This is a genomic window from Burkholderia sp. Bp8963 (genome assembly GCF_003854275.1).
In the GTDB taxonomy this organism is placed as follows: domain Bacteria; phylum Pseudomonadota; class Gammaproteobacteria; order Burkholderiales; family Burkholderiaceae; genus Burkholderia.
In genome coordinates, this window is the sequence record NZ_QTQP01000067.1 from 1 (window position 1) to 13,803 (window position 13,803).

Below are 13,803 nucleotides of genomic sequence, written 5' to 3' on the forward strand. Positions count from 1 at the left end.
ACACGCCGATCGCTTCCTTCGTCACGACGATGCGTTTGTCGTTCGCCGGCGTCGGGATCGTGTCGCCGTACACGCGCTTGCCTTCTTCCGCGAACCACTCGAGGAACGACGCCGCGTAGCCGATCTCACCCTTCGCTTCGGCCAGCGACTTGCCTTGCTCGGTCGTCAGGATCAGCGCGAGGTCGTCGGCGTTTTCCATCATCAGGTCGTGCCACTTGCGCAGGATCGCCGCGCGTTCCTTTGCGGTCTTCTTGCGCCATGCCGGCCAAGCGGCGTTCGCGGCGTCGATCGCCTGGCGCGTCTCGGCCGCGCCCATCGCCGGCACAGTACCAACGACGCCTCCCGTCGCCGGGTCCAGGACTTCGAAGGTTTCGCCGCTCGCTGCGGCCTGCCATTGGCCGTTCACGTATGCTTGCTGGCGAAACAGCGCCGGATCCTTTAACGAGCTTGCAAATTCCATTATCGTTCCTTGCCTGGCAGAGAAATGTATTGGTGATCCAATATGAAATCCGGCCACGGAGCGGCATGTCGACTGCCACGACGCTCCGAAGCCGGGTCATGCATTGCAAATTCAGTCAACCTGATCGACAGGTGCACGCCATCATCCAGCGTGTTTCCACATTGCGTGCTCGTGCCCTTCCCCCAGCAGGGTTCGGGCAATTTCGGCGACCCTGCTGACATGTGCAATCGCGGCCTCGCGCGCACCCGCCGCGTTCCCGGCCCGTATCGCCGACAGAATCTGGCGCATCTCCTGAACCGCCTGGCGCCCACGGTCGTCCGACGCAATCGTCATCGCTCTCAGGCGGTTGATCCGCGCCATCAGGGACTGCACGATTTCCCACGCGACCTGCTTTTTCCCTGCGACGAACATGCGCTCGTAAAAGGAAGAGGTAAGCGTCCGAACGCTGCGGTAGTCCTGACTTTCGAATGCATCCCGGATCCGGTCGATCAGTTCTTCCAGATCCGCAATCGTCCGTTCATCGGCATACCGCGCACACGCTGAAGCGGCCTCCCCCTCCAGCAAGCCCCGAATTTCGTAGATCTCGGCTGCCCTGTCGAGATCGAGCACAGCGACAATGGGCCCCTGGTTAGGCACCGTGTCGACGAGCCCCTCCGCTTCCAGGTGGCGCAACACCTCGCGTACGACGGTACGGCTCACACCCAGTTCTTCGCACAAGGTCCGCTCGACAAGCCGATCGCCCGGCAGGAAGCGCGCGTCAAGAATGGCCGTGCGCATTTTCTCGAGGGCGAGCTCCCTCAGCGTGGTCTTGCTGCGCTCGACCTTCAAGGATGGAAATGATTCGTGCATCGTCGACTACCGGTTCATGCCTGCGCAAACAGACGCACGTCGCGTGCGTCCCAGTCCACCAGCGCATGCGTACCGACGACAATGCCGCTGTCCCGATGATCGCCGGCAGGCATCCGGACAGATATTTCCTGCTCCCACGGAGTCGTTACCGAATAATGCATCGCATCGCCAAGATACGTGATGTCGCGAACGGTCACCGGCAAGCCGACCGTGCCTTGCACCGCATTGGCCGCACGGATGCGCATCTGCTCGGGGCGAACCATCAACGTGCCATCTCCGCCGACGGCGAGGGCGGAATTGCCCGCGGTTGCCACTGCGTGGCCACTCGGAAACACGGCGCTCGATTGAGCCGTGCTGCTCGATGTGACACGTACCGGAAGAAAATTGGAATTGCCGATGAAGTTTGCGACAAAACGTGAAGCGGGATTGGCATAGAGTTCCTCACCCGTGCCGCATTGCTCGATGCAACCCTTGTTGAACACGGCAATGCGGTCCGACAGGCGCAGCGCCTCCTCCTGGTCGTGCGTCACGTAGAGAATGGTGACGCCGGTTTCCTGATGAATGCGGCGCAGTTCAAGCTGGATCTCCTCGCGCAACTTCTTGTCGAGGGCCGACAGCGGTTCGTCCATCAGCAGAACCGGTGGATCATAGGCGAGCGCCCGTGCGATCGCCACGCGTTGCTGCTGCCCGCCGGATAACTGCGCCGGCATGCGGTCGCGGAACTCCGAAAGATGGACGAGCTCCAGCATCTTCTCGACCTTCTGCTTGATTTCCGATTCCGGCTGGCGGCGAACCCGTAACGGAAATGCCACGTTCTGGCCCACGGTCAAATGCGGAAACAGCGTGTAGCGCTGGAACACCATACCGATATTGCGTTTGTTCGGCGCAACAGAGAGGAGGGGTTTGCCATCGAGCAAAACCCGGCCCTCGGTCGGCTCCTGAAAACCGGCCACGATATAAAGCGTTGTACTCTTGCCTGAGCCCGACGGCCCCAGGAACGTCATGAATTCGCCCTTTCGGACATCGAGCGATACCTGGTCGATCGCGACGACATCGTCGTAGGTCTTGCGCAGGCGCTGGATTTGCAGGAATGCGGCAGTCATGGCTCGGTCACCTCATTTATCGTGCGCGGCGCAGCAGCGCGCCCGCCAACATCAAAACAGTCGTCAATCCGACCAGCAGCGAAGAGGCTGCTGCGACAACAGGCGTCAGGTCCTGGCGCAGCGTCGCCCAGATCCGTACGGGGAGCGTCTGCAAGGTCGGGCTCGACATGAAGATCGATACCACCACTTCGTCCCATGACGCGAGAAACGAGAAGATCGCGGCCGCGAACAAGCCCAGCCGAATCGCGGGTATCGTGACGCGCAGCTTGACTTCGAGCGGCGACGCACCGCAGATCAACGCAGCGTCTTCGAGTGCGGTGTCGAAGCTCGCCAGGGAATTGCTGATCGAAATGATCGAGAACGGCAACGCGATGATCAGGTGGCCAATCACGAAGCCCGTCATCGTGCCGTCCAGGCCAACGCGCAGCACGAATGCATAGAGCGCCACGGCCAGCACCACCACCGGCAGCACCATCGGCGTGAGGAAGAATGCCTGCACGGCAGCGCGCCCACGGAACTTGCCGCGCACCAGCGCCAGCGATGCGAGAAAGCCGATCAGCACCGACAGCACGGTCACGATGACTGCAAGCTTGGCGCTCGTCATCAGCGAATCGAGCCAGCCTGCATCGGTGAACAACTGGCGGTACCAATCCAGCGTCCAGCCCGGGGGCGGGAAGATCAGCCACTGCGAATCGCCGAATGACAGCGCGACAATGAACAGGATCGGGAGCAGAAGAAACAGGGTGACCGCGCCACCGACTGCCAGCAACAGCCAGCGCAACGCACCCAGACGGTCGAAATCCAGCAACATGTCAGCGACCTCCCATACCGGCACGCGCTGCACCCGTGAAGCGCAGCTGAAGCCCATAAAGCGAAAGCGTCACCGCGAGCAGCACCAGTGCGGCTGCGCCGGCAAGCCCCCAGTTCAGCAGTTGTTGAACGAGTTGCGCGATGAGTTCGGCCAGCATCATGTATTGCGCGCCGCCGAGCAACGCGGGTGTCACGAAGTAGCCGAGCGCCATCACGAATACCATCAACGCGCCCGACGCAATGCCGGGCATCGCGAGCGGGACGAGGATGCGCCAGAAGGCCTGCCAGCGGCTCGCGCCGCAAACCGCCGCCGCTCGCAGCGTGGACGGGTCGATGCTGCGCAGCGTCGCATGCAGCGGCATCACCAGGAACGGAAGCATGATGTAGGTCATGCCGATCGTCACGCCGACAAGGTTGTTCACCAGCGCCAGCGGCTCGTTGATGATGCCGATCGCCATCAACATCCGGTTGATCGGGCCAGTTGCCTGCAGCAGGACCATCCACGCAAACGTACGTGCCAGCAGGTTGGTCCACATGGACAGCAGCAGGATCGAGAACAGTATCGAACTCAACTTTCGTGGCGCGATTGCGAGCAGCCAGGCCGTCGGAAAACCGATCGCGACGGTCACCACCGTCACGACGGTCGCGACCAGAAACGTGTTCCCGAACACGCGCAAGTACGTGGTCGAACCGAGCAGCTGCACGTAGTTTTGCAAGCCGGGCGCGGGCTCGAGCACGCTACGCAACAGCAGCGACAGCACGGGCAGCAAGAAGAAAATCGCGAGAAGCAACATCGCCGGGACCAACAAGCGGATGTTGCGCCAGTCGGGCCGCCGGCGTGTGGTCTTCGCCGGTGGATGCGCGACGGAACTCAGAACGTTTGGCATGGTGTCTCCTGCATTTCTCCTGTTTCTGCTATGCGCCGCCTGCGTCATCGCCGGGTCGACGCATGCCTGCTTCGATTGCGATGACTTCGATTCGGACTACTTCGATTGCCACGCATACCAGCGCTTCGCAATTGCATCGCGATGATCGGCCCAGTACTTCATATCCAGGTTGATCTGCGAGTCCTTATATTGATCCGGCAACGTTTTCGCCACCGCGGCGGGCATCATCGCCGCCGACTTCACGTTGACCGGCGCGTAACCCGTATCCGCCGCGAACTTCGCCTGCGCCTGGGCATTCGTGGCCGCCGCGAGGAACTTCATCGCTTCGGCCTTGTGCTTCGCGCCCTTGGGAATCACGAGCATGTCGGCAGCCGTCAGGTTCTGGTTCCACGAAATGCCGACAGGTACGCCGGTCTGCGCGAGGGCATGCAGGCGCCCGTTCCAGAACATGCCCATCGGCGCCTCGCCGGACGCGAGCAGTTGCTGCGATTGCGCGCCGCCGCTCCACCACACGATGTTGCCCTTGATCGTGTCGAGCTTCTTGAACGCTCGATCGAGGTCGAGCGGATAGAGCTTGTTCGCCGGCACGCCGTCGGCCAGAAGCGCGATTTCGAGTACGCCGGGCGCGGACCACTTGTAGAGCGTGCGCTTGCCGGGGAATTTCTTCGTATCGAACAGGTCGGCCCACGACTGCGGTTGCGCGCCCTTGAAGCTCGACTTGTTGAAGCCAAGCACGAACGAATAGTAGAAGCTTCCCACCGCATGGCTCGTCGAGAAACGCGAGTCGAGGTCGTCCTTCTTCACCACCGAGTAATCGATCGGCTCGACCAGACCAGCCTGCGCGGCCGCGTAGGCGAAGTCGCCCTCCACGTCCACCACGTCCCAGTTGACGTTACCGCTGTCGACCATCGCCTTGAGCTTGCCGTAGTCGGTCGGTCCGTCCATCAGCACGTTGACGCCGCTCGCCTGCGTGAAGGGCTGCGCCCAATCCTTTTGTTGCGACGATTGTGTCGTGCCGCCCCAGCTCGTGAACACGATCGGCTCCGCGGCCGATGCCGGTGCAACGGCCAGCGTCGTCGCGCAGAGTGCGGCCAAAGGTGCGAAGTATGCCAAACGCGACGATACAAAACGTGGGATGCCTCTGCTGCTCATGGTCTCTCTCCAAGGGAAACGGTTGCGCGTCGCCACCACCGGGACGGTGGCCATTCAAAAACACGTATTCAGGCCGGCGGCGCAAGCCGCGCCGGCTTCATGATCTTGTTTTTCATCTCTTCGCCGCGTCGCTCCAGTGCAGCTCACGCGTGGCGCTCAGATTTCGGCAGAGGCCCTCAATGCGCAAGTGCAAGCGTCTGCACCGTTCCGGCTTCCGTATCGCCGACATAAATGCCGTACGCGTCCTGTCTGCGTTCGCGCACATAGCGTTCGAGCATTGAACGCACGGCGGCGTCGGTGATTTCGTTCCACGGGATCTGCCAGAGCGGCACGATGCGGATGCTGTCGTCGAACCAGGGCGAACCGGTGTGAATCACGCGACCGCGGTAATAGATGTGTACGCCCGGCTCCCGCTCGCCGCCCGCCTCGAACACGGCAAACAGGAAGTCGAGATGCGCGTTGAGGCCGAGCTTCGCGAGCACGCCGCGCAGGCTCGCCGGGTCACTCGCCGGCTCGAGCGTGATGCCGGTCGGCAACCGCAGACCTTGCGCCGTGTCAACGAGCACAAGCCCGTCGCGATGTTCCAGAATCGCGCCCACATGGGCGCGCGCGCCGAGCGCGCGGCGGAACCCGAGCGTGTCGAACACCTCTTCCGCGGTTTGTCCGGTCATCGACTCAGCCATGGCGTTCTCCCGTGATCGCTGCGTTACCTGATGAGATTATGGTATTCCATCTTATGACTCACAACAACGACCATCGTATTATGGAATACCATGAGTCGAATCAGCAGGCAAAACAAAAGGCCGCCGGCGTTTTGTGCCGGCGGCCTTCCATGTCAAACCACGCGCGTCGAATCTCGCGCTGCGAAACCCCTTAGCGATCGCCCGCGGCCTCGTCCTGTTGGGCGAGCGCCGACAACGCCAGCTCGGAAACCCGCTTGATGTGTGCGGCCGACGCTGCCGAAGCCGCGTCGCCATCGCGCCGCTCGATTGCGTCGAGCAACCGGTTCATCTCGCTGTTCGAGTCGCCGCCGCGCCCCGGCATCGCGATGGTCAGCGCGCGCAACCGGTTGATGCGCGCGTTCAGTGTCTTGACGACCGTCAGCGACACCTGCTTCCCGGCGGCTTCGAACAGCGTTTCGTAGAAGCGCTCGGTGTACTCGAGCACGCGCGGCAGCTCTCGCTTTTCGAACGCATCTTCGATAATTGCGCGGGTCTCGCGCAGTTGCTGCACGACTTCGGGCGTCGCGCTCTCGGCACATGCTCGCGCGGCATTGGCTTCGAGCAGGCCGCGCAACTCATAGATCTCGCCCACTTGCGCCGGATCGAGCCGCGCCACGACGGGCCCTTGTCGCGACACGGTCTCGACCAGCCCTTCGGTCTCCAGATGTCTCAGCACCTCGCGCACCACCGTGCGGCTCACGCCGAGCTCATCGCACAGCGTGCGCTCGACGAGGCGCGCGCCCGGCCGGAAATACCCTTGGACGATCGCACCGCGCAGTTTGTCGAGCGTCAGTTCGCGCAAGGTCTTGGCATTGCGGTCGATTTTGAGGTCTTGCATGGGCGGCACTCTGGAAACGGATATTTGGCCTGCAACCAGGCACGAGCCGGCTGCAGACATGGAATGCCATATTATGACCTAACTGTCATCGCGCTTTCCATATCGACGGCGTCGTAGCGTCATCAGTCCCCCAGGCCCTCGACGATCGCGACCTGCGCCCTGCAATGCCCGTCCCGCTTTGACTTGGCCGCCTGATATTCGGGCGAGTGATAGCAGGCGAGCGCCGTTTGCATATCGGCAAACCGGATCACCACGTGGCGCTCGAACGACTCCCCCTCCAGAACCTGCGACGCGCCTCCTCGCGCCAGGAACACGGCGCCGAACTTCTTGAACGCCTGCGGCGCGATTTCCGTGTAGTCCTTGTATTTCGCGGGATCAAGCACCGTCACGTGAGCAATCCAGTACGCAGTCATTTTCCACCTCCACTCTCGAGAATTTTTCCGGCAAGGGTTAACACTCATGGCATGCCGTAACATGGTATACCACAATAAACTCCACAATCAACGCACGAAAGGAAGGTGCCATGAGCCTGATTCGGAAATCCGTCCTCCATGTCGAAACCGTCTACGTCGATGGCGACAGGGTCGCTGCAAAGCCGCTGAAGATGATCGGGGCGGCCGCTGTGATCAAGAACCCGTGGGCAGGCCGCGGTTATGTCGAGGATCTGTCGCCGGAGATTCGCGCGCTCGCGCCGCAACTCAGCGAACACCTGACCAAGCTGATCCTCGACGAAGCCGGTTCGGGCGAAGCCGTCGAAGCGTTCGGCAAGAGTGCGATCGTCGGCCTCGACGGTGAAATCGAGCATGCGTCCGCGCTGATCCACACGCTGCACTTCGGCAACACCTATCGCACGGCCGTCGGCGCGAAGTCGTACCTCGCGTTCAACAACACCCGCGGCCCGGCCAATGCGCCGCTGCTGATCCCGATGATGGACAAGAACGACGAGGGCCGCCGCTCGCACTATCTGACGCTCCAGTTTGCGATTCCCGACGCGCCGGCGGCCGACGAACTGGTCATTGCCATTGGCGCCGCCACCGCCGGCCGTCCGCATCACCGCATTGGCGACCGCTACACAGACCTCGCAGAGCTCGGAAATGACGTCAAGAACCCTGCCGCTGTCAAATAACCGCATCGCCCACTGTCTCGATCAGGGTGCCGGCGAACCGTTGGTCCTGATTCACGGCGTGGGCATGCAGGCGAGTGCGTGGTATCCGCAAATCGACGACTTGTCGCACGAATTCCGCGTGATCTCGGTCGACATGCCGGGCCACGGCACGAGCGACGCGCTCGACGCCGACGCCGACCTGCAGCAGTTCGTGCAGTGGGCGATCGAGTTCATCGAAGCGCTTCAGGTCGGCCCCGTCAACCTGGCCGGCCACTCGATGGGCTCGCTGATTGCCGCCGGCGTTGCCGTCACGCGGCCTGATCTTGTCAAACGCGTGGCAGTCCTGAATGGCGTGTACCGCCGCACGGCGGAGGCGCGCGAAGCCGTCCTGCAACGCGCCGCCGAACTGCGCTCGGGAACCATCGACGTGGAAACCCCGCTGCGACGCTGGTTCAATGCCGAGGAAGCACAGCAAGCCGCTGCGCAAAAGGTCGAATCATGGCTGCAGTCCGTCGACCTGGCGGGCTACGCCACGGCGTACACGGCGTTCGCGAAGGGCGACGACGTGTATGCCGACGGCTGGCACAGGATTGCCTGCCCGGCTCTGGTGCTCACCGGGTCGGATGACCCGAATTCGACACCGGAGATGGCCATGCAGATGGCGCAGGCTGCGCATGACGGTAAGGCCGTCGTGATCGAGAACGAGCGCCACATGGTGAACCTCACGGCGCCCGAAGAAGTCAATCGCGCCCTGCGTGCCTGGTTGCAGACCGAGCCACAGGCGGTAAACCTGAAATCGGAAGTGTGATATGAGCCAAGCAACCAGCCAGGAAGCCCCGACGATCAATACGCGGGAGTTGCGCGATGCGTTCGGCGCGTTCATGACCGGCGTGACGATCGTCACCACGGCTCGCGACGATGGCCAGCCGCTCGGCTTCACAGCGAATTCGTTCTCGTCCGTGTCATTGGACCCCGCGCTGCTGCTCGTGAGCATCGCGAAGACGTCGAGCAATTTCCAGACGTTTTCCACCACGGGCCATTTCGCGATCAATATCCTCGCCGAAGGGCAAAAGGAACTGTCCAACACCTTTGCCCGGCCCAGCGACGATCGCTTCGCGAAGGTCGACTGGCACCTAAGCGCCCAGCGCAATCCGCTCATCGACGGCGTCAGCGCATGGTTCGACTGCACGACGCACGCGGTGATCGATGCGGGCGATCACGCACTCCTTATCGGCAAGGTCGAGGCGTTCCATTCAGCAGGGTATGCGGGCCTCGGCTACTACCGCGGCGGCTATTTCACGCCAGCCAAGCTGTCGGCCGAAGTCATCGCCGGGCCGAAGGTCATCGTGAGCGCGATCATCACGCGTGACGACAAAGTGCTCATGGTCAAGTCTGCCGACAACAAGTGGGCACTGCCTGCGAAGGAGATCGGCAACGAAGGCGCCGACAAGGCGCTCACCGACATCTTCAGGCAATACCAGCCGGACGCATCGGCAAGCTTCATCTATTCGGTCTACAACAATACTGAAACGCACTACCAGTACATCTCGTTCCTCTGCAGCGCACCGGACGAAGTTGCCGTCGCGGGCGAATTCGTGAGCCTCGACGACATCGAGACCGAAGCGTTCCAGGACAGCGCACTGGCCAGCATGCTCGGGCGCTATCGCAAGGAGAGCCAGTTGAAGAGCTACGGCCTCTACTTCGGCGACCACAGCACCGGCACCGTCCGCCCGCTTCTTTCCTGAAAGGTCACATCATGCGTTTTTCGCTTTTCGTTCACATGGAGCGCGTCTCCGACCAGACCAGCCAAAAGCAGCTGTACGACGAGATGGTCGAGCTGTGCCAGATCGCCGATCGCGGCGGCATGCACGCCGTCTGGACCGGCGAGCACCACGGCATGGACTTCACGATCGCGCCCAATCCGTTCATCAATCTCGCCGATCTCGCGAACAAGACGAAGCGCGTGCGGCTCGGCACGGGCACCGTCATCGCACCGTTCTGGCATCCGATCAAGCTCGCCGGCGAAGCCGCGATGACCGACATCATCACGGGCGGCCGTCTCGAACTCGGGATCGCGCGAGGCGCCTACTCGTTCGAATACGAGCGCCTGATGCCGGGGCTCGATGCATGGGGCGCGGGCCAGCGCATGCGCGAACTCATTCCGGCCGTGAAGAAGCTGTGGGAAGGCGATTACGCGCACGAAGGCGAGTTCTGGAAATTCCCGTCGACGACTTCGTCGCCGCTGCCGCTGCAGCAACCGCATCCGCCGATCTGGGTGGCCGCGCGCGACCCGAACAGCCACGAGTTCGCCGTGGCCAACGGCTGCAACGTGCAGGTCACGCCGCTGCACCTGGGCGACGAGGAAGTCGAGAAGCTCGTCGGCCACTTCAACGCCGCGTGCGAGAAGTTCAGCAACGTGCCGCGCCCGCAGATCATGCTGCTGCGTCACACCTATGTGGCCAGCAGCGAGGACGACGCGCAACTGGCCGCCGACGAAGTCAACGTGTTCTACAACTACTTTGGCGCGTGGTTCAAGAACGAGCGTCCGATCAGCCGCGGCATGATCAAGCCGCTGAGCAGCGAAGAAATCGCCGCTCACCCGTTCTACACGCCGGACGCGATGCGCAAGAACAACGTCATCGGCACGCCCGCGGAGGTCATTTCGCGTCTGAAGGCTTACGAAGCGCTCGGCTTCGACGAGTACTCGTTCTGGATCGACACCGGCATGAGCTTCGAGCGCAAGAAGGCTTCCCTCGAGCGGATGATCCATGACGTGATGCCGGCGTTTCAATGAGGTCCTGATGCCATGAATGTGCATTTTCAGCTGTATATCGACGGCCGGTTCGAGCCCGGCGCCGCGACGTTCGGCAGCGTGAATCCCGCGACCGGCACCGTGTGGGCGCAGATGCCGGAAGCCCGCACCGACGAGGTCAATCGCGCGGTGACGGCGGCCGGCCGCGCGCTGACCGATCCGCGCTGGGCCGGTCTTTCCGCATCGGCGCGCGGCAAGCTGCTGTACAAGCTCGCCGATCTCGTCGAACAGGCTGCGCCGCGACTCGCTGAAATTGAAACGAACGATACCGGCAAGATCATCCGGGAAACGTCGAGCCAGATCGCCTATGTCGCCGAGTATTACCGCTACTACGCGGGCGTTGCCGACAAGCTCGAAGGCAGCAGCATCCCCGTCGACAAGCCCGACATGCAGGTCTGGCTCGAACGGCAGCCCGTCGGCGTGGTCGCCGCGATCGTGCCCTGGAACAGCCAGCTGTTCCTGTCCGCGGTCAAGGTCGGGCCGGCCCTCGCCGCCGGCTGCACGGTGGTGCTCAAGGCGTCCGAGGAAGCGCCAGGTCCGTTGCTCGAGTTCGCGCGCCTCGTGCACGAGGCGGGATTTCCGGCGGGCGTCGTCAACGTCATTACCGGTTTCGGCCCGGAATGCGGTGCGGTGCTGAGCAGCCACCCCGGCGTGGACAAGGTCGCCTTCACCGGTGGCCCCGAGACTGCGCGCCATATCGTGAGGAACACGGCCAACAATCTCGCCAAGGTCTCGCTGGAGCTCGGCGGAAAGTCGCCGTTCATCGTCTTCGCCGATACCGATATTCAGAGCGCGGTGAATGCACAGGTCGCCGCGATCTTCGCGGCGAGCGGCCAAAGCTGCGTGGCGGGTTCGCGTCTGCTGATCGAGGCCTCCGTCAAGGAGCGGTTCCTTGCGCTGCTGATCGAACGCGTTTCGCGTATTCGCGTGGGTTTGCCCAACGAGATGGACACGGAGTACGGGCCGCTATGCACCGAGCGGCAGCTTCGCAACATCGAGGCGGTCGTCGCGAGCTCCGTGCGTCAAGGCGCCAAAGTGCTCGCCGGCGCAAAGAAGCTGGAGCGCGACGGGTATTACTACGCGCCCACGATTCTGGACTGCACCGGCGTCGAACATGCCGACAGCATCACGACGGAACTGTTCGGCCCGGTGCTGTCGGTGGACACGTTCGACTCCGAACAGGAAGCGATCGAAAAAGCCAATAGCACGGCCTATGGTCTCGCAGCCGGCATTTTCACGACCAACCTCACGCGTGCTCACCGCGTGTCGAAGCGCGTGCGCTCGGGCATCGTCTGGATCAACACCTATCGGGCGGTTTCGCCGCTCGTGCCGTTCGGCGGCTTCGGCCTTTCCGGACACGGCCGCGAAGGTGGCCTGAGCGCCGCGCTCGAATACACGACGACGAAGTCCGTGTGGCTTCGCACGTCGGACGAGCCGATCAGCGATCCGTTCGTGATGCGTTAAGCAACGGCGTATTCACCCGCAGTACCGGTTCAAAGCCGCAGAGGCTACGCCGGGCCGCGCACAAAAACGCGCGTGGTCCGGTATAGCCGGGCAATAAAAAGATGGAGACGGAATGAAACACCCGGAAAACGATAACAACCTTCTGGCCATCGAAAGCAACTCGATCGAGTATGTTGCTTCGGACGCTCGGCATGGAAAGCCCGCCGATCTGTTCACGTTGTGGTTCTGCACGAATGTCGCGCCGCTGGCCGTGATTTCCGGCGCCACGTCGGTGCTGGTGTTCCACCTCGATCTGGTGAGCGCGATTTTCGCCATCGCGGCCGGGCAATTCTTCGGCGCGATTTTCCATGCCCTCACCTCCGCGCAAGGACCGCTGGTAGGCGTGCCGCAGATGATCCAGAGCCGGGCCCAGTTCGGTCGATACGGGTCTCTGCTGGTGGTGGGATTCACCACGCTGATTTACCTCGGCTTCTTCGTGTCGAACATTATCCTCGCGGGCAAGACGCTCCACACGGCAGCGCCTTCGGTTCCCGCACCGGTTGCGACAGTCATCGGCGCCGTGCTCGCGACGCTGGTTGGCGTGATCGGCTGTCACTTCATTCATCGCTTCAACAAGGTGGGCGCTTGGTTCATGGGCGGCGCACTCCTCGTCGGCATCGCGCTGATGGCGCCGAGCCTCGACGCCCGGATCTTCCAGCAAGGCCATTTCGATCCCGCCAACTGGTTCGCGATGTTCGGACTGTGCGCGGTATGGCAGATCAGTTTCGCTCCTTATACGTCCGACTATTCGCGCTATCTTCCGGCTTCCACCGGCTTCGCGAAGACCTTTGCGTATACGTACTTCGGCACGTCGCTGGGCACGATCTTCGCGTTCCTGTTCGGCGTGCTGGCCGTCAGCACCGGGCACTCCACGGACGCGATGCAGGCGATCCGCGATCAGACCGGCGTGTTCGGCTACGTGCTGATCTTTCTTTTTCTGGTCAATATCATCGGCCACAACGGGATGAATCTGTATGGCGCGGTGCTGTCCTTCATCACCGCCGCGCAGACTTTCCGTCCCCACTGGGTTCCCGGCCGAAGCGTTCGCGTCGTCGTATCGACGGTCCTGCTGGTAGCGTCGACCGCTACTGCGCTGTGGGCATCGAGCAACTTCATCGCCATCTTCCTCAACGCGATCTTCGCGATGCGTATCGTTCTGGCGCCCTGGATTGCGATCAATCTGATCGACTTCTATCTCGTCAACAACCGGCACTATCGGGTCGCGGAAATCATCAGCAGCCATGGCGGCGTGTACGGATCGTTCAATTTCAAGGCCATTGCGATCTACGTGTTCGGCATTGCAATCCAGGTGCCGTTTATGGAAGAGCGTTTTTTCCACGGCCCCTGGGCATCGATCCTCGGTGGTGCGGACGTCTCGTGGATGGTGGGACTCGTCGTCACTGCGCTGGCCTGCTATCTGTTTGCGTCGAAGGACGCTTCGCATTTCCGCCGCAGGTGTCCGGCAGCCGCCGAGGCGCTGGAATGAATGGGGTAAACGCTCGTCGGTGCGGTCCGGCGCGCAATGGCGCACGAGTCCGGTTCTCCCATCTCGTGCAACCGGT

The 13,803-nt window shown here is 62.4% G+C and carries 15 protein-coding genes and 1 pseudogene; 7 read left to right on the top strand and 9 right to left on the bottom strand.

Features of this window, described 5'->3' with window-relative positions; translation table 11 throughout:
• The 6 genes from DID96_RS33310 to DID96_RS33335 all read right to left on the bottom strand — a co-directional run.
• Window positions 1–460, bottom strand: a 460-nt coding sequence (locus tag DID96_RS33310; RefSeq protein WP_124603453.1) for an aldehyde dehydrogenase family protein, incomplete at its 3' end; no start/stop codon positions are given.
• Between the two features lie 141 nt (window positions 461–601).
• On the bottom strand, window positions 602–1,309 hold the full coding sequence (locus DID96_RS33315; RefSeq protein ID WP_124603454.1) for a GntR family transcriptional regulator: 708 nt from the start codon (window positions 1,307–1,309) through the stop codon (window positions 602–604).
• A 14-nt stretch (window positions 1,310–1,323) separates the two neighbouring features.
• The gene (locus tag DID96_RS33320; protein WP_124603455.1) at window positions 1,324–2,412 is read right to left on the bottom strand and encodes an ABC transporter ATP-binding protein; all 1,089 of its coding nucleotides are present in this window, start codon (window positions 2,410–2,412) and stop codon (window positions 1,324–1,326) included.
• A 16-nt stretch (window positions 2,413–2,428) separates the two neighbouring features.
• On the bottom strand, window positions 2,429–3,223 hold the full coding sequence (locus tag DID96_RS33325) for an ABC transporter permease (protein ID WP_124603456.1): 795 nt from the start codon (window positions 3,221–3,223) through the stop codon (window positions 2,429–2,431).
• Between the two features lies 1 nt (window position 3,224).
• Window positions 3,225–4,109, bottom strand: a complete 885-nt coding sequence (locus DID96_RS33330; RefSeq protein ID WP_124603457.1) for an ABC transporter permease — start codon at window positions 4,107–4,109, stop codon at window positions 3,225–3,227.
• A gap of 96 nt (window positions 4,110–4,205) precedes the next feature.
• Window positions 4,206–5,222 (bottom strand): ABC transporter substrate-binding protein, encoded by a 1,017-nt coding sequence (locus tag DID96_RS33335; protein ID WP_260464106.1) that lies wholly within the window; start codon window positions 5,220–5,222, stop codon window positions 4,206–4,208.
• On the opposite strand from DID96_RS33335, the gene DID96_RS39205 reads away from it, so the two are divergent.
• Window positions 5,137–5,364, top strand: a complete 228-nt coding sequence (locus tag DID96_RS39205; protein WP_260464107.1) for a hypothetical protein — start codon at window positions 5,137–5,139, stop codon at window positions 5,362–5,364. The two genes, DID96_RS33335 and DID96_RS39205, sit on opposite strands and share 86 nt — an antisense overlap.
• A 73-nt stretch (window positions 5,365–5,437) precedes the next feature.
• Here the strand turns inward: DID96_RS39205 and DID96_RS33340 are convergent.
• The 3 genes and pseudogenes from DID96_RS33340 to DID96_RS33355 form a co-directional block, all read right to left on the bottom strand.
• Window positions 5,438–5,869: pseudogene (locus tag DID96_RS33340) on the bottom strand (flavin reductase); the annotation flags it as partial.
• A 265-nt stretch (window positions 5,870–6,134) separates the two neighbouring features.
• A complete protein-coding gene (locus tag DID96_RS33350; protein WP_124603460.1) occupies window positions 6,135–6,821 on the bottom strand; it encodes a GntR family transcriptional regulator in 687 nt (228 codons plus the stop codon).
• 122 nt (window positions 6,822–6,943) lie between these two features.
• The gene (locus tag DID96_RS33355; protein WP_124603461.1) at window positions 6,944–7,234 is read right to left on the bottom strand and encodes a DUF1330 domain-containing protein; all 291 of its coding nucleotides are present in this window, start codon (window positions 7,232–7,234) and stop codon (window positions 6,944–6,946) included.
• A 110-nt stretch (window positions 7,235–7,344) separates the two neighbouring features.
• Here DID96_RS33355 and DID96_RS33360 point away from each other — a divergent pair, with 110 nt between their 5' ends.
• The 6 genes from DID96_RS33360 to DID96_RS33385 all read left to right on the top strand — a co-directional run bounded on the left by DID96_RS33360 (window position 7,345) and on the right by DID96_RS33385 (window position 13,727).
• Entirely contained in the window at window positions 7,345–7,947 is a 603-nt protein-coding gene (locus DID96_RS33360) for an amino acid synthesis family protein (protein WP_124603462.1), read from the top strand.
• Window positions 7,916–8,734: an alpha/beta fold hydrolase gene (locus DID96_RS33365; protein ID WP_124603463.1), complete on the top strand. Its 819-nt coding sequence runs from the start codon at window positions 7,916–7,918 to the stop codon at window positions 8,732–8,734. The genes DID96_RS33360 and DID96_RS33365 overlap by 32 nt, the downstream gene beginning before the upstream one ends.
• Window position 8,735: 1 nt before the next feature.
• Window positions 8,736–9,671 carry a flavin reductase gene (locus tag DID96_RS33370; protein ID WP_124603464.1) on the top strand — a complete coding sequence of 312 codons (936 nt, stop codon included), beginning with the start codon at window positions 8,736–8,738 and terminating at the stop codon, window positions 9,669–9,671.
• Between the two features lie 11 nt (window positions 9,672–9,682).
• Complete coding sequence (locus DID96_RS33375) at window positions 9,683–10,720, top strand: LLM class flavin-dependent oxidoreductase (protein WP_124603465.1); 1,038 nt, start codon at window positions 9,683–9,685, stop codon at window positions 10,718–10,720.
• A gap of 12 nt (window positions 10,721–10,732) precedes the next feature.
• Window positions 10,733–12,202 (top strand): aldehyde dehydrogenase, encoded by a 1,470-nt coding sequence (locus DID96_RS33380; protein ID WP_124603466.1) that lies wholly within the window; start codon window positions 10,733–10,735, stop codon window positions 12,200–12,202.
• A 112-nt stretch (window positions 12,203–12,314) separates the two neighbouring features.
• Window positions 12,315–13,727 (top strand): cytosine permease, encoded by a 1,413-nt coding sequence (locus tag DID96_RS33385; protein ID WP_124603467.1) that lies wholly within the window; start codon window positions 12,315–12,317, stop codon window positions 13,725–13,727.
• Window positions 13,728–13,803 lie beyond the last annotated feature (76 nt).

What these genes read in the sequence shown, in the direction of transcription:
- DID96_RS33380 (WP_124603466.1), top strand. Translation starts at nt 10,733, where the DNA reads ATGAATGTGCATTTTCAGCTGTATATCGACGGCCGGTTCGAGCCCGGC.
- DID96_RS33315 (WP_124603454.1), bottom strand. Translation starts at nt 1,309, where the DNA reads ATGCACGAATCATTTCCATCCTTGAAGGTCGAGCGCAGCAAGACCACG.
- DID96_RS33375 (WP_124603465.1), top strand. Translation starts at nt 9,683, where the DNA reads ATGCGTTTTTCGCTTTTCGTTCACATGGAGCGCGTCTCCGACCAGACC.
- DID96_RS33330 (WP_124603457.1), bottom strand. Translation starts at nt 4,109, where the DNA reads ATGCCAAACGTTCTGAGTTCCGTCGCGCATCCACCGGCGAAGACCACA.
- DID96_RS33360 (WP_124603462.1), top strand. Translation starts at nt 7,345, where the DNA reads ATGAGCCTGATTCGGAAATCCGTCCTCCATGTCGAAACCGTCTACGTC.
- DID96_RS33350 (WP_124603460.1), bottom strand. Translation starts at nt 6,821, where the DNA reads ATGCAAGACCTCAAAATCGACCGCAATGCCAAGACCTTGCGCGAACTG.
- DID96_RS33325 (WP_124603456.1), bottom strand. Translation starts at nt 3,223, where the DNA reads ATGTTGCTGGATTTCGACCGTCTGGGTGCGTTGCGCTGGCTGTTGCTG.
- DID96_RS33355 (WP_124603461.1), bottom strand. Translation starts at nt 7,234, where the DNA reads ATGACTGCGTACTGGATTGCTCACGTGACGGTGCTTGATCCCGCGAAA.
- DID96_RS33370 (WP_124603464.1), top strand. Translation starts at nt 8,736, where the DNA reads ATGAGCCAAGCAACCAGCCAGGAAGCCCCGACGATCAATACGCGGGAG.
- DID96_RS33320 (WP_124603455.1), bottom strand. Translation starts at nt 2,412, where the DNA reads ATGACTGCCGCATTCCTGCAAATCCAGCGCCTGCGCAAGACCTACGAC.
- DID96_RS33385 (WP_124603467.1), top strand. Translation starts at nt 12,315, where the DNA reads ATGAAACACCCGGAAAACGATAACAACCTTCTGGCCATCGAAAGCAAC.
- DID96_RS33365 (WP_124603463.1), top strand. Translation starts at nt 7,916, where the DNA reads ATGACGTCAAGAACCCTGCCGCTGTCAAATAACCGCATCGCCCACTGT.